Source organism: Scytonema sp. NUACC21, assembly GCF_054684315.1.
Genome location: NZ_BAAFZH010000049.1, coordinates 21,730 through 45,240, shown reverse-complemented (window position 1 = coordinate 45,240; position 23,511 = coordinate 21,730). Strand labels below are relative to the sequence as shown.

At 42.8% G+C, this 23,511-nt stretch carries 15 protein-coding genes, 1 tRNA gene and 4 pseudogenes; 7 read left to right on the top strand and 13 right to left on the bottom strand.

The genetic code is table 11. The features are described from left to right. Nucleotides 1–4: 4 nt before the first annotated feature. The 5 genes and pseudogenes from ACYRY3_RS06440 to ACYRY3_RS06420 all read right to left on the bottom strand — a co-directional run bounded on the left by ACYRY3_RS06440 (nt 5) and on the right by ACYRY3_RS06420 (nt 6,384). Nucleotides 5–78 (bottom strand) — tRNA-Met (locus tag ACYRY3_RS06440). A 220-nt stretch (nt 79–298) separates the two neighbouring features. Further along, nucleotides 299–2,917: a peptidoglycan DD-metalloendopeptidase family protein gene (locus tag ACYRY3_RS06435; RefSeq protein WP_460200874.1), complete on the bottom strand. Its 2,619-nt coding sequence runs from the start codon at nt 2,915–2,917 to the stop codon at nt 299–301. A 209-nt stretch (nt 2,918–3,126) separates the two neighbouring features. Beyond that, nucleotides 3,127–3,399 (bottom strand): hypothetical protein, encoded by a 273-nt coding sequence (locus tag ACYRY3_RS06430; protein WP_460200873.1) that lies wholly within the window; start codon nt 3,397–3,399, stop codon nt 3,127–3,129. A 588-nt stretch (nt 3,400–3,987) separates the two neighbouring features. Then, nucleotides 3,988–4,402, bottom strand: a pseudogene (locus tag ACYRY3_RS06425) (ISL3 family transposase); the annotation flags it as partial. Between the two features lie 137 nt (nt 4,403–4,539). Beyond that, entirely contained in the window at nt 4,540–6,384 is a 1,845-nt protein-coding gene (locus ACYRY3_RS06420) for an NACHT domain-containing protein (RefSeq protein WP_460200872.1), read from the bottom strand. Between the two features lie 136 nt (nt 6,385–6,520). Here ACYRY3_RS06420 and cas1 point away from each other — a divergent pair, with 136 nt between their 5' ends. Next, complete coding sequence (cas1, locus tag ACYRY3_RS06415) at nt 6,521–8,020, top strand: CRISPR-associated endonuclease Cas1 (RefSeq protein WP_460200871.1); 1,500 nt, start codon at nt 6,521–6,523, stop codon at nt 8,018–8,020. 213 nt (nt 8,021–8,233) lie between these two features. Here cas1 and ACYRY3_RS06410 read toward each other — a convergent pair whose 3' ends face one another. From ACYRY3_RS06410 to btpA, 3 genes are all read right to left on the bottom strand, one after another. Beyond that, on the bottom strand, nt 8,234–8,653 hold the full coding sequence (locus ACYRY3_RS06410; RefSeq protein ID WP_460200870.1) for a CHASE2 domain-containing protein: 420 nt from the start codon (nt 8,651–8,653) through the stop codon (nt 8,234–8,236). A 136-nt stretch (nt 8,654–8,789) separates the two neighbouring features. Continuing rightward, entirely contained in the window at nt 8,790–9,758 is a 969-nt protein-coding gene (locus ACYRY3_RS06405; protein ID WP_460200869.1) for a vitamin K epoxide reductase family protein, read from the bottom strand. Between the two features lie 111 nt (nt 9,759–9,869). After that, nucleotides 9,870–10,712: a photosystem I biogenesis protein BtpA gene (gene btpA, locus ACYRY3_RS06400; RefSeq protein WP_460200882.1), complete on the bottom strand. Its 843-nt coding sequence runs from the start codon at nt 10,710–10,712 to the stop codon at nt 9,870–9,872. A gap of 723 nt (nt 10,713–11,435) precedes the next feature. Between btpA and rimO the strand changes: the two genes are divergently transcribed. From rimO to ACYRY3_RS06385, 3 genes and pseudogenes are all read left to right on the top strand, one after another. Further along, nucleotides 11,436–12,755: a 30S ribosomal protein S12 methylthiotransferase RimO gene (gene rimO, locus ACYRY3_RS06395; RefSeq protein ID WP_460200868.1), complete on the top strand. Its 1,320-nt coding sequence runs from the start codon at nt 11,436–11,438 to the stop codon at nt 12,753–12,755. Nucleotides 12,756–12,885: 130 nt separating this feature from the next. Beyond that, nucleotides 12,886–13,710, top strand: a pseudogene (locus tag ACYRY3_RS06390) (DEAD/DEAH box helicase); the annotation flags it as partial. Continuing rightward, nucleotides 13,694–14,212 (top strand): hypothetical protein, encoded by a 519-nt coding sequence (locus ACYRY3_RS06385; protein WP_460200867.1) that lies wholly within the window; start codon nt 13,694–13,696, stop codon nt 14,210–14,212. The pseudogene ACYRY3_RS06390 and the gene ACYRY3_RS06385, both read left to right, overlap by 17 nt. Nucleotides 14,213–14,306: 94 nt before the next feature. Here ACYRY3_RS06385 and ACYRY3_RS06380 read toward each other — a convergent pair whose 3' ends face one another. The 4 genes from ACYRY3_RS06380 to ACYRY3_RS06365 form a co-directional block, all read right to left on the bottom strand. Next, nucleotides 14,307–15,539, bottom strand: coding sequence for an MFS transporter (locus tag ACYRY3_RS06380; protein ID WP_460200866.1), 1,233 nt, complete (start codon nt 15,537–15,539; stop codon nt 14,307–14,309). Nucleotides 15,540–15,616: 77 nt separating this feature from the next. Continuing rightward, the gene (locus tag ACYRY3_RS06375) at nt 15,617–16,753 is read right to left on the bottom strand and encodes a phosphatase PAP2 family protein (protein ID WP_460200865.1); all 1,137 of its coding nucleotides are present in this window, start codon (nt 16,751–16,753) and stop codon (nt 15,617–15,619) included. A gap of 15 nt (nt 16,754–16,768) precedes the next feature. After that, nucleotides 16,769–17,416: an HMA2 domain-containing protein gene (locus tag ACYRY3_RS06370; protein WP_460200863.1), complete on the bottom strand. Its 648-nt coding sequence runs from the start codon at nt 17,414–17,416 to the stop codon at nt 16,769–16,771. A 280-nt stretch (nt 17,417–17,696) separates the two neighbouring features. Beyond that, entirely contained in the window at nt 17,697–17,876 is a 180-nt protein-coding gene (locus ACYRY3_RS06365) for a hypothetical protein (protein WP_460200862.1), read from the bottom strand. A gap of 440 nt (nt 17,877–18,316) precedes the next feature. Between ACYRY3_RS06365 and ACYRY3_RS06360 the strand changes: the two are divergent. Next, nucleotides 18,317–19,057 (top strand): annotated as a pseudogene (locus ACYRY3_RS06360) (cation:proton antiporter domain-containing protein); the annotation flags it as partial. Here ACYRY3_RS06360 and ACYRY3_RS06355 read toward each other — a convergent pair. Next, nucleotides 19,048–19,203: pseudogene (locus tag ACYRY3_RS06355) on the bottom strand (NAD(P)-dependent oxidoreductase); the annotation flags it as partial. The pseudogenes ACYRY3_RS06360 and ACYRY3_RS06355 overlap by 10 nt on opposite strands. Nucleotides 19,204–19,842: 639 nt before the next feature. Here ACYRY3_RS06355 and ACYRY3_RS06350 point away from each other — a divergent pair. Together ACYRY3_RS06350 and ACYRY3_RS06345 are read left to right on the top strand one after the other, a co-directional pair. Then, nucleotides 19,843–21,444 carry a peptide ligase PGM1-related protein gene (locus tag ACYRY3_RS06350; protein ID WP_460200861.1) on the top strand — a complete coding sequence of 534 codons (1,602 nt, stop codon included), beginning with the start codon at nt 19,843–19,845 and terminating at the stop codon, nt 21,442–21,444. Between the two features lie 101 nt (nt 21,445–21,545). Further along, a complete protein-coding gene (locus tag ACYRY3_RS06345) occupies nt 21,546–23,321 on the top strand; it encodes a serine/threonine protein kinase (protein ID WP_460200860.1) in 1,776 nt (591 codons plus the stop codon). The last annotated feature ends 190 nt before the right edge of the window (nt 23,322–23,511 follow it).

Here is a 23,511-nt window from a genome sequence, read left to right as displayed (position 1 = left end):
AAAGTGGCTCAGGTCGGATTTGAACCAACGACCCCAGGCTTATGAGTCCCGTGCTCTAACCAACTGAGCTACTGAGCCATAACGTTCCTTACGCTTTCTTAATATAGCATAGAGATTTTTTCTTGACTACTCCTTGAATCAATAATTTTTTTGTGTTCTGTGACTAACTAATGAACAAACTCTGACAAATGACCGATGACAAACGACCGATGACCACCTACTGAGCAGCCAAGAGCAAAAGAGGGAGGCTAACTCCCTCTACAAGCAAGGTCTTCATTAAATTACCAACAGCCCATGACTACAGACGTGCTTGGAGGAAAGCAATTGGATTAACTGCTCCTTTGCCTGTAGGATGAACTTCAAAGTGCAGGTGAGGACCTGTGCTAAAGCCAGTGCTGCCCATTGCAGAAATTTGCTGTCCCTGTTGGACTTGTTGACCTGGTTGTACCAGAATTCTGCTGTTATGACCGTAGCGAGTCATACTGCCGTCAGAATGGCGAATATCTACTAAATAGCCGTAACCACCGCTATTCCAACCAGCCCTTTCCACAACACCGTCAGCAGCTGCAAAAATTGGTGTGCCAGTCGCGTTAGCAATGTCAATGCCCCTGTGCATTCTTCCCCAACGAGGACCGTAGCCAGAAGTCAGGACACCTTTAGCTGGCCACATCAGCTTACCAGAAGCGGATGGGGGGGCTAGAGTTTCATCAATCGGTTTGGGCAGGTATCTATCTACTGCTGCCAAAGGTGGTAACTGTGGAGACTGTGGAGACTGTGGAGACTGTGGATAAACAGTTGTTCCCCGCATAGTTCCAAGAACTTCAGAAGCATCCATACCTCTTGAAGGAGTGGCTACCTGTTGGTCGCGCAGTAACTCTGGATTGATTGGTTCGTTTACGGGTCTTTGATTTGAACGGACTACAGGTCTCACCGATTTGCGATTCTGGTTGGAATTCATCGGCTTGGGAACTGGGATGAATATCGCACCATCATTCACCCTTGAAGGAGAAAACTGTACAGACGCATTATTTGGTCTGGGAACCTGAATTTGAACTGGGTTCTCGTTCTGATTGGATGCGGGTACTACTACCGATCCACTATCAGTTTCACTAACTTCTGACGCGACTATGCTGCCAGATTGTTGGGCACGATATTTTTCCCGTAGTTTGTTAATTTCTGCTTGTAAACCACGAAGACGTTGATTTTTTACCTTTCTTGCCGATGTTGAATTCTCCCTCTGAGACTCTTGCATTTCGGCAAAAACTGTTGGTACCGGGGTATCACCACCAATCCCGTAAGAGGACGCAGCCGGAGAGTCGGTATCGGGTTTTGTAGCAGGAGTTCCCTTGTGCTCTTGAGTTGATTCAACTTTTTTCTGAATTGAGTTATCTGCAAGAATTGCAGTTGGAACAGCCACATTGCTATTGTTAGCAATGAAACTGTTGGCACTGTCTTGTGCTACCTGGTTTTTCCGTATCGAGTTATCTCCAACTACTGGTGTTTTAACACTGACGGTATTGCTGTTCTCAATCAATTTGTCAGCAGTCGTTTGATTTACCCTGTTTTTCCAATTGGGGTTGATTGGAATGACTGGTGTCGGAACGGTAACACTGTTGCTATTAGCAATTGAGTTCTTGACGCTATCTTGTGATTTAGCAGGATTGCCAAATGGAATAGGATTTTGATTGGTTGCGATCGCCGGACGCTCCTGAAGCTCGGATCTCGACGGTGTCCCCTCGAAGGTTTGTTCCGCAGAGCCAACTGAAAGCTCACTTGAGCGTGAACGGGCTATCTCTGTTTGACGGGTAGTGCTGCCTTCAGCTACAGGAATTGCCAGTCTTTGGTTAATCTTGAGTTGATTGGGATTGTTGAGATTATTTACCTTAACGAGTTCTGAAACTGAAGTATTATAACTGCTAGCGATCTCAGCCAGCGTGTCTCCAGGCTTCACTTCGTAGGTTGCAGATTTTTTTGCCGATGGAGTGACATCTGCTACAGTTGGCGCTGGTGCTGGTGCTGGTACCTTTGCTTCTTCCAACCTCTGCTTTAACCTCGTTACGAGCTTCTCTCTGTTCGCATTGCTAGCAGTATCCGGCTCTGCTACAGTTTTTCTCGTGCTTATCTGTTGTGGGATTGTCTCAAGTGCAGTCACCTGCGGTACCCCAACCGGTACAACTGGCAAGGTTTCATTCGTCTCATTTGAGCGAAATTCCTTCAGACTCCTTCTGAGACGGTCTGATTTTGCCTGTAATTGATTGAGTGCAAACTCTTGCTGCGCCTTCAGTTGAGCATTGACTTCCTGCTCTACTTCCTCGGTTGCTGGCACTGCTGTTGGTTGAGCTGCAACAGACATTGTTTGATTGTCCACCTGTTCCAAAGCATTAGAGATTTGTACTGTCTCTTCTTGCTTGGTCAATTGCTGAACTTTCGTTGTTTCCGAGGAAATGGTCTGCTCCTCTACCGTTTCCAAGAAGTTGGCAGCTGCCACTGGTGCTGACACCTGCTGCACGGACGTTCTGGAAGCCACACCCTGCCACTTAGCTCTTAGCTCGGCGACTTGTGAAATTGCTGTAGGTTCGACCACTGGTGGGCTCTCTGGTAGACTCACCGATGATACGGTTTGCACTTGCGGCTGAGCTGCAGGAGCCAATTTCACCTCGGTGTCAGAAGCAGCTGGAATTGTTGAGGCTGTGTTCTGATTACCTACTGGCTCGGCTGCTATGGCTTGATCGCTTTGTCGAGTCACCAAAAAGCTGGTTGCCCCCATTGAGATCGCCAAGCCAATCATCGCTGCTTTTGTCGGTACCCGGCGGTTGTTGACCCTTTGATTTATGGCGTTGATCTGTTCCACCGGAACATCATCGCTTTGGGTAGTTTCCAACTCAGCCTTCTCTTTCTTCTTCAATGCTCGTTTCAAAGACGACCTCCTATGATCACTAGCGCTTAACTGACCTCTTTTTTCAGTCTCTACCATAGTACCAACAACGCTTCTAGGGTTTGCTACTTATTATACTACGCCGAGAGTGACAAAAGAGGGTTAAGTAGGATGACATAAATAACGTTAACTCATGAGGGTCGTCCTTAGTCCTTTGTCATCGGTAATTAGTAAGGATTCTGTCCACCTACTTAGGGTCCCAGATCGCTAGCATAACAAGACCAAGAACCATCCGGATTTTGTATAAAACCTTGTTGTGCAAGGTAGGAAAGTGAAGATTGGTTTTGCTGATTTTGTACTGGAGGCAATAAATTCTCTACAGCATCGAACGCACAAATTCTTTGTACGGTTTTTTCTGGAGCAGTCTTTGGAGCCTCTCCTGCGATTGAAATGTTAGATATAGCAGTAATTGCAGTGACAGAAAACACAAATGTAGTAAACAGATGAACAAATATATTATTCACGTATTTTTTCCTTATAAGTAAGTTAATTGCAGGCAAGCTGCTGATTCACTCTGGATAGAGATTCATATTTAAATTGATATTTCATGATCCAATTATGTAGTTACTATTTCCGGATTTACATGAATTTCCATATAAATCTTTAAAAAGAGTGTATAAAATAAAGCTATCTTCACAAACCCTAAGTCATAGTTGCATTATTTCTCATCCGTAGAAAAAAGGAATTTTATTTTGATACAAATAAAGAATTTTCATATCTTCCACTATTTCTCTACGGAAAACAAGGGTTCTGGATTTTCTTTTTTCAAAAAAGTGATTTAGGTATTTTAGGATATACGTGTTATTACAGAGCCAATAATAGTGAAAATCTTGTCTCGTAACCCTATTAGGGTAAGCAGTGTTTTGTAAAGTGCATTTTGCCCCACTGAGAGCCAATTTTAAAGTGGGCTTTATAAATAATTTTTAGAAGAGTTTTTTTGTAAAGTCAACTCGTTTTGTGAGTTTTTCACAACACATATGCGCTCGAATTAGGTTGTGATTCAAATCACAGATAACAGGTGAATTAGTGTGTTAAATGAGGCTCTTCCGTACTTAACATGCTAAATTAATATCATAGTGCCAAGAAAGTAAAGCTCTAATTTCACTCATTGCGAAAATTTCTAAAGCCAAATCCACTTCGTTTTATTAACTTCAATTTATTATTAATCCCTTCTACTACCCCATTAGTAGTTTTTCTTTCAAAATCTCCGACTATTTCTCCGAACTATCGTTTAATTGTCTTAACACTTTTTTGATATAATGGTTTAGCTTTATTTAACCAATCTATTAGCCCTAACATCCCTGCTCCTAAATCTTCACTCTTATCAAATATCTGATGAAATTCTTCTTTTAATGAATGCATAGTTGCTATCATAAAAGACGCTTCTCTGATTTTATCTAATTTTTCTTGTTGTTTTTTTGTCAACTTATTTTTGGCTTTTAAAATTGTAAATTTGTTAACTTTTAAGCAGAAATGTCGAATGCTGATACAAAATACACAAAAAGTTAAGAGAAGTCTGTAAAGCTCAAATGAGTCAACATAACATCATCTCCTCAACCCAATGAACGTAACTGATTTTCTGACACATTCGGTGAGAACTCGCTTTAGAAAGGTGGCACTTTCCGTTTGCGAACAGATGCAAATATTTGTTCAATTGGGTTGTCAGTTGAAGCATTTTTGCGAGAAAGTAATTCTCCTGCAATTTCTGCGGTTTTATTTACTAATGTTTGTCCTGTATGAATTAGTAGTTCCAACACAACTAACCACACAGTTTCAGCATGGCGTATAGGTGCGCCAGATGCAACAACAAGCAGCACATTCTGGTAAGCATCACCCAACTGAACTGCGGTAGGAAGTAGTTGCAGCAGTAACTCTGAACTCTGAGGTTCGGTTCGGGAAACCGATGCGAATGCAACAGCACGAAATGGCGAAAGTTCTTTTTTATCTAGGGTATCAGCAATGCGGTGGAACTCATCTAAGTCTACGAGGTTGAGCAATTGACGAACAATGGGCCAGATAAAATACTTAGAGTATGTATTTTGAGGTTGTGTGATTTGGTTTAATACCTGACGTTTCGCTTCTTCTCCTTTTGAGGTAGATTCAAAGTAGCGGGCGATCGCAAACTCTAAAAACGTCTGGTGGAAAAAACTCACCCTTTCGCTACCCAGTTCTTGTACAACTCCATCACTGATAAGTTCCTCATAGGCAAGAAATTCCGTATCATTGAGTGAGAGCTGGCTTTCATAGATAAAGTCTCGCAAGCGTTCATCAGACTCGCAATACATCAACTCGGCAAGTTTCAAGCAGAGGTTTCTCTTTGCCATTCCGATACGGCGGCTATCTTGACGTTGTTTCCGGCTGGTAGCAATTCGCAAATCCCAGTACATTTGGTAAAGTTGACTGACAGTTAGGTCTTCGGGAACGTTACCATCTTCACCAAACAACTTGCATAGCAGTGCAAGTAACAATGGGTTACGGGTAATGTCTGTGAGGGATTTAGTATCCGCATTCAATGCAACAATTTTCTCGGCAAAGGTCGCGGAAACTTCGAGTGTTTGTTGCAGTTCTTTCTGACAAAAGATATGTGCGGCTTCCCTAACCTCGTTGTCGTCAAATTCGGGTATTTGACAGCGTTCGATACTCTCGTTAAAACCAGCAAAGCTTTCGTGGTATGGTTCAAAAAAATCACGAAAGTCTGCATCCCGACAGGTAAAAACAACTGTTGTACCGCTGTTAAGTAATTGTACGAGCATTGCCCGCAGTACGGGTACTAATTTTTTCTCCAACACCAAATCTAGGGTATCGATAAGGAGTACGCCTTGACCTTGTGTTGCTTGCAGTCGGGCTGCTATTTCTACTATTGATTCCTTGACACCACTGACTTTTTCACCAATCTCGGTAGCAAAGGTTTCATAAGATTCGATCAGGTCGTTACAGCGTACCAAAGCCACCCAAGCCGTTCGAGCTTGTACCAATTCGTCGTAAATGCTACCAAGAATCGTACTTTTACCATACCCCGCAGCACCGAGAATGGGGATAACGCGGCGTTTGTTTTCCATGACACCACGTTGGATTGCTGAAAGGCATTTTTGCAGCAAGGTTTCCCGGCGAATGCGGGGTAGAATATAGGGTTCGAGAGCGTTTCTGGCGGATTGAGAATTGTGTTGTATCGCAGATAGGAAATCAGACCCCTCCTGATGTTGCGATTCATCTTCCTCCTGTTCTATAAGTGGTGCTGCTATATCCCGCCAATCTAATTCTAATCTTTCACAAATTTCGATAAATTTATTTCTATCAACTGGTTTGCAGTTAAAAAATTTACTAACTGTTGACCAAGCAAGCATGGCTACTTCTAGGGCAAAATCTTTCTGGGTAAGATTTTGACGTTGCAAGGCACGCTTAGCTAGCTTGATACCTGTTTCCGATGCGACTAGCGACCTTTTTGGCATAGGGCAACCCAGAAAAACCTCTAATTAAAGTCATACACAAAGTCATATAGGAACGTCAAATACTCGTATACGTACTCATATACACCCCATTTAAATTGAAATATAGAAACCCCATAAACGCAGGTGGGGATAAAACATGACATTTAGTTTTGAAGAACTGAAAGCCGCATGGTTGCAAGTCCGTTTGGGGACGCGTAGTGCGGGTATAGACGGTATCACAACTGACTTATTTGCAGGTGTTGCTGATGAACAGTTACGCACTATCCAAAGGCAGTTATGGCAAGAATCTTATCTTGCCAGTCCTGCTAAGGGATTTTACATACCCAAAAAGAGCGGGGAAAAACGGCTAATCGGTATATCAACAGTACGGGATAGAATCATTCAGCGATCGCTACTTGATGAATTGTACTTTCCCTTGGAAGATACTTTTCTAAATTGTAGCTATGCTTATCGCCCCGGACGCAATATCCAACAGGCAGTACAGCATCTATTTTCTTACTACCAGTACCGCCCAAGTTGGGTGATTAAGGCAAATCCCGTGAAAGTGGTTTCCCGTCCTCCCAAAGCTTGCAACTTGGTAAAACCTTACAAATTTCCCACAGCACCAATTTCACATTATTGGAACTCTGAGATGACTACATTATATATAACTGACCAAGGCGCGTATTTGAGCGTAAAAAATCAGCAGTTTCAAGTGTTGTATAACGGGGAACTAAAGATTAAAGTTCCCGTCAATAGGGTAAGCCACATTGTATTGTTTGGTTGTTGTAATCTATCCCACGGTGCAGTATCAATTGCATTGCAGAGGCGAATTCCGGTGATGTATCTTTCCCAGAAAGGAAAATATTTTGGCAGATTGGAGACAGAAGGACAGGCGAAGGTTGAATATTTGGTACGTCAGGTGCAGTGTTGCCAAAACCTTGAATTTACCAAAAGACAAGCGGAAGCCATTGTAGAAGCGAAGTTACAAAATTCTCGCATTTTACTGTTACGGTTAAACCAAAAGCGCAAGGTAGAAGAGGTAAGCAAGGCAATTCATGATATTTCTGTATTAATAGGCAACTTACCGCTAGCTGAATCAATAGATGTACTGCGGGGATATGAAGGGAAAGGGGCTACCATTTATTTTCAAGCCTTGGGTAAGTTGTTTACAGGAGCGTTTGCATTTGAGAAGCGGACCAAGCGCCCACCGACCGATCCAGTTAATAGTTTGCTAAGTTTGGGATATACACTATTGAGTCAAAATATTTACTCATTTGTACAAGCAGTAGGGCTACACACTCATTTTGGAAATCTTCACGTACCCCGCGATAACCATCCAGCACTGGTTTCTGACTTAATCGAAGAGTTCCGTGCTTTGGTCGTAGATTCACTGGTGGTTTATGTGATTAATTCTAAGATATTTACTCCTGAGGATTTTACACCACCTGATGAACGAGGAGGAGTGTATTTATTTCCAGATGCGCTGAAAAAGTTCCTCAAGCACTGGGAAGAGAGGCTACAAACTGAGGTAACCCATCCGCATACGGGTTATAAGGTAAGTTATCGGCGCTGTATTGAGTTGCAAGTGCGGGAGTATGTTTCTTCTTTGATGGGCGAGATTGAACCCTATCGACCCATGAGGTGGAGTAAGTAAGCTTTTAACTGGAGGATAGATGAGTTTATCTTGTCCTCCCCCAATTTCCCCCTCTCCCTATATCCATTTATTTCTGGTTAAAGTTTTTTCGGAGGGGTAATGCAGTGGCTGAAACCCTTATTCTTTCGTGAACCCCCCCGAATACTTTTCCCTGTTTGAATTTAAAGCCCCTCCAGCGCCAGCTTCTTGATACTAATTTGCAATTGTTTTACTCTAAAGTTGACCCCCCCGAATTTTTCTTGTAGAATCTAATCTAGGAGTGACTTCCAAAGTCTGCTCTTTAAACTTCTTCGGAAGTTGAATTAATGGAAACCCTTCATCTTGGAAATCTTTTAACTTTTGTATCAGTTGGGAAATCTGGCGGTCTGGAATCGGCCACGAACGTACATATCTTAGAGAAGCCTCATCAATCGCGACAATCGTGATGCGTTCTTCTGACGCTTCCTGGGGGCGAAGTTGAAAAAAGTAGTCCAATGCTGCCCATTCTAAAGATTGTAAAAATCCGATAGAGCGTAACAATAAGATGCACATTGCAACGCCAGAGGCAGTCAGTAATTCTTTGCGTCCCTTGTAAAGTTGTTTTTGTAGTGCAAACAGTGCCTTTACAAGACCCATACCTACCTGCTTGTTCATTACCCATCACCCTGGTTGGGGAAAAATATCAATATAATCTTTTTTTATGTGGATATAAAAAAGCCAACTGGAAGTGCATGGGTAATACACTCTCCAGATGACTTTTTTGTTAAGTTACCCTGCAAGCTAGTTTGACCTATTTGCCAAAAGCTTCAGGGAAATTTTTAAAGTTGCGCGGACCTTGATAACCGGAAAGTTGAGCTAATTTCTCTAATGGGTGTACGTTAGGATAGAGTTTTCCGTTAATTTGCCAAGAGGGAAAGCCTTGAATACCGGCTGCTTGACACAAATCTGGGCGGGGGTTTTTGCCTTGGGGGTCGCACTCGATAGCGTTAATTTCTTTGTAAGCCTCTTTCCCAAACAGTTGCTTCTGTTCGTGACAGTGGGGACACCACCAAGCTACGTATTCCTTAGCTCCAATTTTGGTTAAATGTTGTGCTAACTGAATTTCTGCCTCTCCAGAGGTAGTTGTGATTTCCCAGCCGACACCTGGCTTGGGTTGCCCGGTTGGTGATAAGGTGGGGGTATTGGAATTAGCATTAGCTACAGGGTTGTTGACATTGGCGTAAACACCTAGAGTGCCGATTAAGGTCACCATACCAACAACAATCGCGGTAAAGAAAATTTGCCCAATGTCTTCCCAAGTTCGACCAAGAATGGTCAGTACTAACATACTGACAGAGAACAATGCCGAACCAAGACAGTAGATGCAAACTGCTTTGATTTTAAAAAACAACAGGTACATCAAGTAGCCGCTGAAGACGGACATTGCGATCGCACCTGCTAATAGCAACAACCAAGTCCAGTTTTCCAGTTGAGTCCGGGTTTCTTTTTTTTGTACTGGATCGACTGCTAATGGTGCTAGGGCAAAAGTTGCCATCCCAGCGTATGCTAAAAAGCCAAACAAAGCCAAGGGCAAGCCAAACACTGTCGCATATTCGCTTGATAGGACTAAATCACAGCTTTTGGTAGGGCAAGCAGCATTTCCCTGTGTAAATTTGACTACAGTGAGATACCCTGTTGTCAATGCGCCAAGGATGGCGATCGCTCCTATCAATACACGCGACCATCTGTGAATCCAGGGACTTGAACGGCGGCGATTCATAAAATGTAATAAAATGATGGGGTTAGTGGTTGGGGATTAGTGGTTAGTTGTTAGTGGTTAGTTTTTCTACTAACTACTAACTGTTAACGACTAACTACTAACTATTAACTACTAACCTATTACAGAAGAAATAGATTTAGTTTCACCTTTAGAGTTCCAACCTCTGCGTGCGGCTTCCACAAACTGACTCACCCGATTTGGGTCGATTGGTTGCTCGCGGCGACCGTGGCGTTTCAGAGAACTGGAAACAATGACACCATCTGCTGCCTGTAACAGTGTAGCAATATTTTCCCAGGATGCTCCACTCCCGATAAACACAGGAGTGCCGTTAGCTGCGGAAGTTGCTAATTCTAAATCTTCCAGACTTGTCGGACTACCAGTAGACCAGCCCGACAAAATGACTGCATCTGCCAAACCGCGCTCAATAGTATCACACACAGCCGTCGTGAGATTGACAGCACTTAGCGGATGGGCGTGCTTTACCAACACATCGGCGAAAATCTTGACATCGCTTCCTAACTGTCGTCGATAGCGTAGGAGGTTGTAAGCATCTCCCTCGATGATGCCTTGGTCTGTTGCCATAACACCCGTTAGCACATTAACACGGATAAAATGTGCCCTGACACAAGTCGCGATCGCCATTGCACTGCTGGCGTCATTTCGCAAAACATTAATGCCTACAGGGAGGGTGACTAAATTCTGTATTCGCTGTGTGACCACGGTCATGGCACTCACAACTGCTGGATCGACCTGATTTTTCGTAAACGGCGCATCGAAAAAGTTTTCTACAATGATGCCATCAACCCCTCCACTTGCGAGGGCTGTTGCTTCTTGTTCGGCACGGTCAATCACTGCTTTTAAGCTACCTCCCCAACGGGGCGAGGTAGGGAGTGGTAGTAGGTGAACTACGCCAATAATTGGTGTTCGGGTTTTGAATAGCTGATATAAGTCCACGTCTTTCACCCGCTTTGGGGAGTCAATTAGTCTATAATTCCTTGGTCATTAGCTATTATTACCATTGACTATCTACTCTTGAAACGCATTCACCAAATTTGTTTTCCATGTAGATTTTGTTAATGACTTCTGTCTTCAGATGGAACTCAACGTTCAACGTTCCATAAGATATGTTAAGATAAGGGCTGTATACAGAGGAGTTTGCCACTCATCAAGGCGAGGTAGCTTCCCATAGGGAAGATTTTTTGCTTGTGAAAAAAACAAGCGCTGCCTCTGCAAAAGGGTAGCATTAGCGCTATAATGGTGTAGTCACGTGCTATTTTCCCTTGGGTAGCGACTTCTCGAAACACGCCACATATAATTGGTTGCGGCGAGATTGAGTAATTCGCTTGCTGTTTTCACCAATTTTGTATAGAGGGCGGCTTCCCAACAGGTAAATAAATGATAGGCACGTCACGGTAATGTAAAATACCAAAAGGCAATTATTAAGAAAGATTGATTAGTATTGTCAAATTTGTCTGAAGACTGTTTATTTTTCTCCGAAAAACAGTTGTTTGAAGATATCATAGCATGAACTCCAGATTTTAGGGTCATCGCTCTTGTAGGGTAAGTGTGACCGAAGAAGTTATTGTCTGTGATGTCAGGATCGAAAGACAAGTGTCAGATAGCCAAAAGCTAACGTTTTAATAACTAGAAGAGAAAACCGTAAGATTCTTTCATAATATGGGTGACAAGCCAACAATCGCAATTTCTCACCTAGGCTGCGAGAAAAATCGAGTTGATACAGAACACATGCTAGGGCTGCTCGTTGAAGCAGGATACAATGTAGATAGTAATGAAGATTTAGCAGAATACGTTATAGTTAATACGTGTAGTTTTATTGAAGCAGCACGAGAAGAATCTGTCAGAACTCTAGTAGAATTGGCAGAGGCAGATAAAAAAATCGTTATCACAGGCTGTATGGCGCAGCACTTCCAAGAGCAGTTATTGGAAGAGTTGCCAGAAGCCGTAGCAGTGGTAGGAACGGGCGATTATTACAAGATAGTCGATGTGATTCAGCAGGTAGAAAAAGGTCATCGGGTTAAGTTCGTTAGCGAACAGCCAACCTACATTGCAGATGAAACCACACCTCGTTACCGCACCACCAGCGAGGGCGTAGCTTATTTGCGAGTTGCGGAAGGATGTGATTATCGCTGCGCGTTTTGCATAATTCCTCACCTGCGGGGAAACCAACGTTCTCGTTCAATTGAATCAATTGTTACCGAGGCTGAGCAATTAGCAAGTCAAGGGGTACGGGAAATTATTCTGATTTCCCAAATTACCACTAATTACGGTATAGATATTTACGGCAAGCCGAAGTTAGCTGAATTACTCCAGGCTTTAGGGAAGGTTGATGTTCCGTGGATTCGCATGCACTATGCCTATCCCACCGGACTCACTCCCAATGTGATAGCGGCAATAAAAGATAATAAGAATGTCTTACCTTACCTGGATTTACCTTTACAACACTCCCATCCAGAAATTCTTCGTGCCATGAATCGTCCTTGGCAAGGAAGAGTGAACGATGCGATTATAGAACGCATAAAGGATGAACTACCGGAAGCTGTGCTGCGAACAACGTTGATCGTTGGGTTTCCAGGAGAGCGTGACGAGCATTTTGAGCATCTTTTGCAATTCGTTCAACGCCATGAATTCGATCACGTAGGGGTTTTTACTTTTTCAGCAGAAGAAGGAACGCCCGCCTACAACCTACCAAATCAGATCCCACAAGAAATCATGGATGAGCGGCGAAATGCAGTGATGGAACTTCAACAGCCAATTTCTTTTCAGAAAAATCAGCAGGAAATTGGGAAGGTGGTTGAAGTTCTGATTGAGCAAGAACATCCTGAAACAGGAGATTTCATTGGTCGTTCTGGCAGATTTTCCCCAGAAGTGGATGGGCAGGTGTTTGTGAAAGGAAATGCCCGGTTAGGGTCAATCGTACCAGTGACTATTAAAAACGCTGATGCTTATGACCTTTACGGTCAAGTTGTCAATAACTAATGTCCTTCGTCCTTTGTCCTTTGTCCTTTGTTTAATACAAATAACAAATGACCCATGACTAATGACTGAGGACTAATGACAAATAACTAATGAATCATCAAAAAAACAAGGCTAAAAAATAGGAGAATTAATGAACCTTTCGTTTCTAGAATTAGGACTCTCACAGGAGCGCGTACAGCAATTAGAAAGCATGGGCTTTACCGCACCTACAAATATTCAATCACAAGCAATTCCACATCTTTTGTCAGGTCGTGATGTTGTCGGACAATCCCAAACAGGAACGGGAAAAACAGCTGCATTTTCACTGCCAATTTTAGAACGGCTAGATATTAATCAAAAAGCAGTACAAGCTCTGATTTTAACGCCGACTCGTGAATTGGCAATTCAAGTTCATGATGCTGTCAATGAATTCATTGGCTCCCAAGGATTAAAAGTTTTAGCAATCTATGGCGGTCAATCTATCGACAGACAAATTCTACAACTCAAGCGTGGTGTTCACATTGTTGTGGGTACCCCAGGACGAGTGATAGATTTGTTGGACAGAGGTTGCTTGAAACTGGATCGAGTCAAGTGGATGGTGTTGGATGAAGCTGATGAAATGTTGAGCATGGGCTTTATCGACGATGTCGAGAAAATTCTGTCTCAATTACCAGAAGAGCGTCAAACAGCTCTATTCTCGGCAACAATGCCACCATCAATCCGTCAGTTGGTGAACAAGTTTTTGCGTTCTCCAGTGACAATCACTGTTGAGCAGCCAAAGGCAGCTCCTAATAAGATAAATCAGGTGGCTTACGTTGTACCCCGCCACTGGACAAAAGCAAAAGCTTTACAGCCCATCCTGGAAATGGAAGACCCAGAATCGGCTTTGATATTTGTTCGCACCAGACGTACTGCAGCAGAACTGACAAACCAACTTCAAGCAGCAGGTCACAGCGTTGATGAATATCACGGCGACTACCTTACCCTCTTCTCAACGCATACAACAACGTTTACCTGAATTACGTCAGCAAATCGAGGAGCTGTTACCACTAGTAACTTTATCAAGCGAAACTGCACGTCGAGAAATTATGGTGGCACCAGTACTTTCGGAACTAGCGCGTTTTTGTAAGTGTCAAATGCGTTTAGAGTATCCTCTCCAGGTAAGTGCTTGGCTCAAAGGTAATCTAGATTACTTACTGCGAAATATGAATACAGATAAAAGAGGTAAAAATTTTCTGGTAGTTGAGGCTAAAAACGACGATTTGTCAAGAGGTTTTACTCAATTATCAGCAGAATTAATCGCTTTGGCAATAGCAGAAGAACAAGATACTCTTTACGGTGCAGTTACAGTAGGTGATACCTGGCGTTTTGGTTTATTAGAACAACAGCCTCTTCATATTACTCAAGACATTACTTTGTATCGTGTGCCTGATGATTTAGATGTTTTAATGCAAATATTGATTGGAATTCTTGAGTAATTGTATATATCCGCAAAGCACTGGGCTCACCAATGACTAATGACAAATGACTAAGGACAACCCTTACTAGTTACATTTTTTCTTACCGATCTACTTAAGTTGCTCTTCTGCTGCAATCTACCAATGCTTTGAGATTCAAGGCAAATCTAGCGGTTAAGAGTGTTAAAAAACCAGTCACCCAGAAAGGAGTGCTGTAGTTGATGCTGACAAGCAAACCTGCTACAGCAGGACCCATTGCATTAGAAATACTCAGGTAGGATGAATTAATTCCTTGAATTTCCCCTTGTTCGCGATCGCCACAATTGAGAGACAAGATAGCGCTAATGAGTGGAGTAGGAAAAGAATTGGTGATACCTAGCAGGCACGATAAAATCATGAATGCAGGCAGTACTGGAAAGATAGGAATTAGTAGAAAGACTGCGGCTCGTCCAGCAATTGCTACAGCGAGAATATCGACAAGATTAAACCGTTTTGTCAGCGGCTGCACGGCAAAAATTTGTGTGATAACACCCACAACTCCAATCATGGTGAATAAAATTGCCAAGGTTTGAACATCTCGCTTAAGAACGTTTAGAAAAAACGGTTGAAATGCAAAGGTGAAAATTGTAAAGGTGAAGCCACTAAAGAATGTGAGAAGAAATGCTTGTCCGAGTTTTGGACGTAGGGCAGAGCGAAAAATTTTACCAAAACCAAACATTTGCCAACTGAGTTGGATTTTTTCTGGTTCTTGTAAGGTTTCCGGTAGCAAAAAAAAGGTGAGAGCCACAGCCACAAGGGCAATTGAGGCTCCTGCAAAAAAGCTCATTCCTAATGAAGACACTCCAGGAAAAGTCGGTAGGTTCTGAGCAAAATAACTGATAGCAGGTCCAGTGACAAATCCCAAGCGAAATGTAGCATCAAACAATCCAAATGCTTTGGGGCGATCGGCTATTGTAGTTGTATCAGTGATAATTGCTTTGGCAATAGAATTGTTGCCTCCCGTCAGACCATCAAAAATGCGAGCAGCGAACAGTAACCAGGCAAAAGGTGCGAAGCTTGCAATTAAATTTGCCCCCACAGTTCCTATCAGGCTGATAATCAGAAGGGGCTTCCTCCCCATAAAATCAGAGAAACGACCCAAGACGGGAGTGGCTACAAATTGAGCAATCGCATAACTTGTTGTGAGCAAACTCGCTTGAAAATCGTTGAGCCCAAACTGTTTTGCGTAGGGATAGAGAACTGGAAGAATAATTGTGAAACTCACAGAGTTGATAAAGGCAATGAGAGCCACAATCCAAAATTTTAGGGGCAGGTCAAACTTCCCTCTCAGAGCGTTTATGAGATGCATTTGCCTGATTTTTTAACTGGGGTAATTCTTTATTTTACCCCGAACACATAGTGCCATACTTAAATCTACTGGTATTTTCAAACAACAGCTAACTGCAAACGCCGTTCCGGCAAGCAATATTGTTTCCATAGATTGACGCCAAGGATACAGGCAATCAACCACAACAAACCTACGGCATAGCCAGCAACCACATCAGTTGGCCAGTGGACGCCCAGATAAAGCCGACTAAAACCTATCGCAGCAATTAAGAGAATCGTCGCGGCAAAAATTTTTCCCCGGTGTTGGGGAAATTGTTTTGCCAAGGTATAGCCTAGAAAGCCGTAAATGACCATTGACATCATTGCATGCCCGCTAGGAAAACTGTAGTGACCCACATGAACAATCCGATCCCACAGCGCTGGACGTGCCCTACCAAATCTTTCTTTCAGCAAATAATTTAAGCCTATCGCACCGATTGTGGCTATGCCGAAGGTCGTTGCTTCTGAGGGACGCTTGTAATACAGCGGTCCTGTTCCTAATGCCAAACAAATCAATAGCAAACCTACCGATCCGCCAAGAGAAGTGATACCAATCATAATGCGATCGAGAAGTGGCGCGTGCAACTTCTGAATTGCTAGCAAAATGCTTTCGTCAAGACCATATCTGTGCAGCAGCGTAGTACATACAATCAAAGTTCCTACAGCCGTTCCCGATACTAGAATAAGTTGCCTGCCTGTTTTGTCTATTGGTTGTTGTACGGGCATTTCTGTCAAAACGGCTGCACCTGCTATGTCTTGAATTTCACTCGCGTCCGTCTTATTTTGGGGTGCTACAACAACGGCAGTTTTTTGCTGACCGTTAGCTGCAAACTCATTCACTTTTCCTTGATTGACAGGGAAATTTTTTGCCTCTTGCGCCGTGCTGATATAAGATGTTCTGACAGATGATTTTCTGTTCTGTTGTCTGTAATCTAAGACAGTATCTTGAATGAGCGTGGCGATCGCATTCTGACTAAAATTTGAAGGAAAGAGAACGAGAACATTTCCGGTATAGTGATTGGCTCGAACTTGCTGAATTCCTGTCTTTTCTGACAATTTTAATTCTAGGTATCTTTTCAGAGCTTCCGAACGATAAAGCCCATTTACCTTATATCTAGCTCTCCCTTTAACAGCAGTATGTATTGCTTGAACCAAAGGATTTTCAATAGGGAGTTTATTAAAATGATGAGTGCCCATTTTTCTACTTATAAGCTACACAACGTCGCCTTCCCCGGCAGGTTGCAATTTCAATGGCTGCAAGTCCACTCCCCCTGGTAAACTCCGCCTTCGCGATCGCCTATTGGGTAAGATAAACATGGTAGCAGATTTTAGCCCCTTGATTGCAGTTTTTGCAGTGGAAAGCAACCGTTCCCAAGTGTCTTTCCTAAACCGCCGATACTGAATAGCGTTTCGCGCCTGGTTAATATTGCGCGTACCATCAATGAGGTTGATGAGAGCGTCAAAGATAGCTCTCATAACTGATTTTGCCGTTGATTCCGTTGGAACAACGACTTCTGGAGCCCTTTGAATCAGATTGACTAGATGCGATCGCATTTGCTCGTTTGAAATGTCACCTAGTTTATAATTGACGGCAATAGATGCAGCCGCAGGGTTAATACGAACGCTCGTAATCCTGGCATCAGATTCTATCACCTTCTTGAGTTTATCTGCATATTCTGAATCTACAGCTAGCCGAGGAACACGAAAGCGAATACGTCCGGGAATTGCATGAGCCACGCTATAGGGTATTTTTTCAGTTGATGTTGTTTTAGTAGCTACACTTGAATTTGCCTTTATAGGTTGTTCTTGGGGATTGAGAAGATCTCTTTTGTCAGAATTATGTTGTTTTCTAGAAGTCATAATTTTATATTTTAGTTTCAAGGAATTACAAATAGCCAAAATTTACACTTTTTTACATATTTAAATATTTTATTTTGCCCTGTCTGCTTACTACATCGAATTTTTCATTTTGTAATTTTTGATTACAAAATAAATAAAGACAAAGCATGAATACAGATGGTAATTCATAATCTTATAATTCAAATACTATTGCTATATCTAACTGTAGTAGTAAAAATATTTTTAGAAAACAACTAACTAGAGAGGAGCAAGAAATCAGGCTTGGGAAAGTTAACGCTGCTCAATGAGTTGACTTGCCGATAGCGGAGAACGAAAAATCATTATTTGTATTTTTGAGGACTACCCAGATGACTGAGACAGCAACCCAAATACCGTTAACCGTGCTACTTCCCATGCTGACAGCTATCAGCTTGAGGGACTGATGCCAAAAAGTTACCCAGACAGGGCTAGCAGTGCCCACCCTACATTACTTTACCGCCATGAGATTGCCTTAAAACGTAGTTATTCAATTGGTGGGCACTGCCCACCCTACATTACTATATTTAATGAAAAGTAAAATCAGTCCAATCTAAATGGTGTAGAATGCAAAAAAAAGCCCGCCTTGCGGGCTGGACATCTTAAGAAAATCACAACTTGAAAAATACCAAACAAACCTGAGGATATTCTGAGGTTTGGAGCCAAAGCTTCGCTACTGCCTTCGGTAGATCGCTAGAAAAGGTCATTTCGGAGTAAAATGGTGCTGAGTATAGCACCTTTGCGTTCCTTAACAGGTATCTTTTGGAAAGATTTTTTAATTAGGTATGACCCCGGAAGTGGTCTCCTTTGCGGATTAGCTGCCCAAGTTGATGAAAAACTTTGTATCCTGATGTTAATAGGTCTTAACAGTGTGTCTCAAAACTTGTGCAGGAAGATTTTAGGCTGATAGTTGATTTAGTTTCGGTTTTTGCCGTGGCTGCCTGTGGCGGTCTTTTGGCAGCACTTTTGCGACAACCCGTTTTACTGGGATATCTTATTGGCGGAATGGTCGTTGGACCAGCCGGACTGGGACTTATCAAAGAAGTCATTCAAGTAGAAACTTTGGCTCAGTTCGGAGTCGCGTTTCTCTTGTTTGCTTTGGGAGTGGAGTTTTCCTTTACAGAACTCAAAAAGGTCAAGAGCATTGCTCTTGGAGGTGGTGGGTTACAGATTACCTTGACCATTCTGATCACAGTTTTGGTCTGTGGTGTTATAGGGGCTTGGGCAACCTTACCAGCTAAGGGTATGTTTTTGGGAGCAATTTTGTCTTTATCTTCCACAGCAGTTGTTCTCAAAAGCTTAATGGAGCGTAATGAAACGGAAACGCCCCACGGACAGGTGATGCTGGGAATTTTGATAGTCCAGGATTTGGCACTGGGACTCATGCTCGCAGTTTTACCAGCTCTCAACCAACCAGGGGAATCCATCGGAATCGCTGTACTTTTGGCGCTGTTGAAAATTGGTTTATTTGCTGCAGGTGCCGTAGCTGCCGGAATTTGGCTGATACCACCTCTGTTACGACTGTTAGCCAGCACTGAAAGCCGAGAATTATTTTTATTGGGGGTGGTAGCACTGTGTTTGGGCATTGCCCTACTCACAGAGTACTTGGGGCTTTCCATACCACTATCTCCACCTGTTATAAGTGCGACTTTGCCTTTTAACTTGTCACTTCCGCGATAGTTAGGATCGTCTGCTTTGGGTTTTGGCGTCATTTCTGATTCAACGCCTGGTGGTTGCTGCTGCTGTGGTGGTTGTAATTGTTCTTGTGACATATGATGTTCCTCATAAATAAATTGAGCAAAAAATTGTGTTTTAAAACTAAACCTTGGATCGAAAATTCAATCCAAGGCTTAGTTCTTGTGTTTGCTCTCTAATCCCATTTACCTGCTTGAAATTTCCCCTGATTTTTGTCTGCAATACAAGTGCAAACAGGTTATTGGTTAGTCGTTATTGGTTATTAGTTAATGATTATCGGTTATGGCATGACCTACTAACCACCAACTACTAACTACTATCCATCAAATATGCAACTTGCAAACTTAACAGCCGATATTTCATTTGTCTTAAAGTTAACAATTACGTCTTGCTAATTAATCACACTTTAGATGTAATCAAACTCAAAGTTTCTCAATCTTACGACGTAATTCAATTTATACACTCGTTATGAGTGAGTGGTTATTGGTTAGCGGTTAACCGTTTTCTCTTTGTGCCCTTATTACCTTGTCTTCCTTTTGCTAATCTCCTACCTATTCTTTTCGACTTATATTTGAGTGCTGTTTATTTCTCCCTACGATAGTAGAAATCATGAGAGCAAAAAACGTAAGAAAAAGAAGTGTTGCATTATCGGCAACTCAATTTTTCTTACGATATACCAGAATTACACCGTGCTGGGGGAAGGCAGGATTATTACTATGCAAGTTCTCAATAATATTTCCGATTTAGAACAATCAGACAGGTTTCGGAATCTTCAACAAACTTTACGCCAACGCTGGAAAACAAGTGAACTATTTGATAACAGCGATGCGGACATTTTAATCGTTCCCTCCCTAAGTATCGACCAACGAGAACTGAGAAAGATTGAAGGCTCAGATCATTATGAAGAAAGGCTGCTATTTTCATTAATCCGTCTGCGGAATCCTCGTACTAGGCTGATATACGTCACATCACTACCACTGCATCCCAGTGTGATTGATTATTATCTACAACTGTTGCCTGGAATTCCCTTTTCCCATGCTCGCCATCGCTTGTTATTACTTTCTACTTATGATGCTTCTATTAAACCGTTATCTCAAAAGATTTTAGAGCGACCTCGCCTCATAGAAAGGATACGTCAAGCTTTAAGAATTGACAAATCATTTATGGTTTGCTATAATGCAACAGAATTTGAAGCAGAACTGTCTTTAAAATTAGATGTACCGCTCTACGCTGCTGCGCCAGATTTGCAAATTTGGGGGACGAAAAGTGGCAGCCGCCAAATTTTTGCAGAATGTGGAGTTTCCCATCCCGATGGTAGCCCAAGGGTGTGGAATCCTATAGATTTAGCAGAAGCATCTGCTGATTTGTGGGAACGCCAGCCAACATTAAAACGGATAGTAGTCAAGCTCAATGAAGGGATCTCTGGAGAGGGGAATGCGCTTCTGGATTTAAGACCGATCCAGAATGTAGCACCTCCGGGAGGTTCCTATGCAGAACGGGTGAAAGCAATTAGAGAAAGCTTTCTAACTATGCGCTTCCAATCAAAAAATGAGACCTGGGAGAATTTCTCCGGACGAATATCCGAGCTCGGAGCGATCGCTGAAGCATTTATAGAGGGAGAAATTAAGCGCTCGCCTAGCGTCCAAGGACGTATTACCCCAAGTGGAGAAGTGGAAATTCTCTCAACTCACGACCAAATCTTAGGAGGACCAGACGGTCAGATCTACTTGGGCTGTCGTTTTCCGGCTGATGAAAGCTACAGATTGCAATTGCAGCAGATAGGGCTGAAAGTTGGCAAAAATTTGGCAGGAAAAGGAGCATTGGAAAGATTTGGGGTTGATTTTATTGCTGTTGACCAAGGAAACGGACAGTGGGACATACAAGCAATTGAGATTAACTTGCGTAAAGGCGGTACAACCCACCCCTTTATGACCCTAAAATTATTAACCAATGGACGGTACGATCTCTCGACAGGCTTGTTTTACAGTCAGCAAGGACGTACCAAATATTACATTGCAACAGACAACTTGCAGAAAGACCGCTATCGAGGTCTTATGCCCAATGACTTAATGGATGTGATTGCCCACCACAAATTACATTTTGATACAGGAACTGAGATAGGAACGGTCTTTCACCTGATGGGTTGTCTCTCTCAGTTTGGTAAACTAGGGCTGACAAGTATTGGTGATTCCCCACAACAGGCAGAGGAAATTTATAACAAAGTTGTGAAAGTTCTAGATGAGGAAACATCTAGCACTCATCATTTATCTTCTTTGTCAGAGAATAGTTTTTCCGTCGGTTGGGATGGTCTTTTATAAAAAAATTGTTAGGAGTAGGGGCACAAGGCATTGCGCCCCTACTAACCATTCTTTTGCCGCCAGTTGTGTACAATCGTTTCAGGCTATGTCTTTAAGCGCTTGTGTCCCACTTAAATCAAAATGCAATTCATTGCATAAACCCAGAATGTCCTCGCCCTTATCCCCAGCTTTGGGGAAACAAATTTTGCAGTAGCTGTGGCGCACCGCTGCAGCTTAAAGATCGCTATGTTCCTTTACAGCCTTTGGGCTCGGGTGGTTTTGCCCAAATTTATACAGTTTGGGATCTCAAAACACAGACAGAAAAGGTGTTGAAGGTATTGATAGAGTCTTCCCCAAAGGCGCTAGAGTTATTTTCCCAAGAAGCAACAGTATTAGGTAGTTTGCGACATCCAGGTGTCCCAAAAGTCGATGCTGATGGTTATTTTCACATAGAGATAGAGACACGCCATAGCGGTTCTCTACAAAACCACTCAAAACCGTGCCAACTGCATTGTTTGGTCATGGAAAAAATTAATGGACAAACGCTAGAGGAATTGTTCCAGGAGTATCCTAATGGATGTTCGCAGGAGATGGTATTAAACTGGTTGGCCCAAGCTGTAGCAATTCTGCAGGAATTACACCGCCGCAAGATTATTCATCGTGATATCAAACCTTCTAATTTAATGCTGAGAGCTTCCCAAAGCCTCCCTCATAAAGGGGGGACAAAAGGAGATCGGTTAGTTCTTATTGATTTTGGCGGAGCAAAGCAAGTGAGTTCCAATCCGTTTCGACCTCAGTCTTCCACCAGATTGTATTCCACGGGCTACAGTCCTCCAGAACAAATTACTGGGGGTGTTGTTGGACCATCCGCTGATTTTTATGCTCTTGGTCGAACGATGATTGAGATGTTAACAGGCAGATCTCTCATAGACTTAGAAAATCCGGCGACGGGAGAACTGGTGTGGCGAAAGGGAGTGACCATCAGTCAACAACTAGCAGATTTGCTTGATGATATGGTAAGGGAGGATGTGCGATCGCGTCCAGCAAATGCTGCAATGGTTCAAAAGCGGTTGTCAAAGATTTCCCAATTACCCCAGCAGGGGCTTTTCTCGCGAATTGAGAAATCGGCTCAGCAATGGTTGGGTCTAGCAGGACCGTTTCTATCTCAAGTTGAAGATTCACTTGGCAAAATACTCACTGGGTCTGCTCAAGCTGCTAGCAAAACAACTTTTTTTATCGTCAAGACGATAGTTTCAATAATACTAGCCTGTCTGGATACATTATGGACAATGATTCTCACCGGGATAGGTGCTAGTTTTGGTGCGCTCGCGGGGTTTGTCTTAGCCTCTCAAAGCGCCTTGGATGAGCAATTAGCCCAATTTTTGTCAGTGCAGTTATCGGAATTAGGTGGTCATTCTTCAACTATCTTTGGACCTGAAATTCTTTTATTTGTAGGAGCTGGATTGGGAACTGCATGGGGACTTACTCTCGCAGGAGGCTTTGGTCAGCGACGACGGTTTTTTGTAGCATCGTTGATGGGTATTATCAGCTATGGTCTTGGTTGGTTAGTTCTGCAATTAATGACCCTAGAACAGCAAGGACAGGGATTTGTGGGATTAATTTTAGCTGCTGTTCCCCTTCTCACCCTTGGTTTAGGTCTTCGCAGCCATCACATAGTTCACGCTTTTACCGCTGCACTTGGGACTGCACTTGTCTTTGGGTTCTTGGTTATTTTAGGGTTTCCCACAAACTTGTTTCATGTCTTTAGCTCACCCAACTTAGGAGGGATATTGCTTCCGATCGCATTTTTCGGGTTTATGGGTGTTTTCCTAAGCTTTTGGTTAGGGATCAGCCACTACCTTGTTGTACCTGGGCTGCGCTTTTTGGGGTGGAAGTAGGGGAAGGTATGAATACCTATTCCTAATAAAAAAATATATCCCCCCTGCCGCTTCTTATACCTGGCAGGAGGGAATATATAGGTCGTTGACTATAGAGTTTCTGTATAAATCGTTGATGATTACATTCTATTCCGGTCACCTGATTTTGAGTGACTTCTTCATAAGAATTTACGGTATATTTACGTTTTCT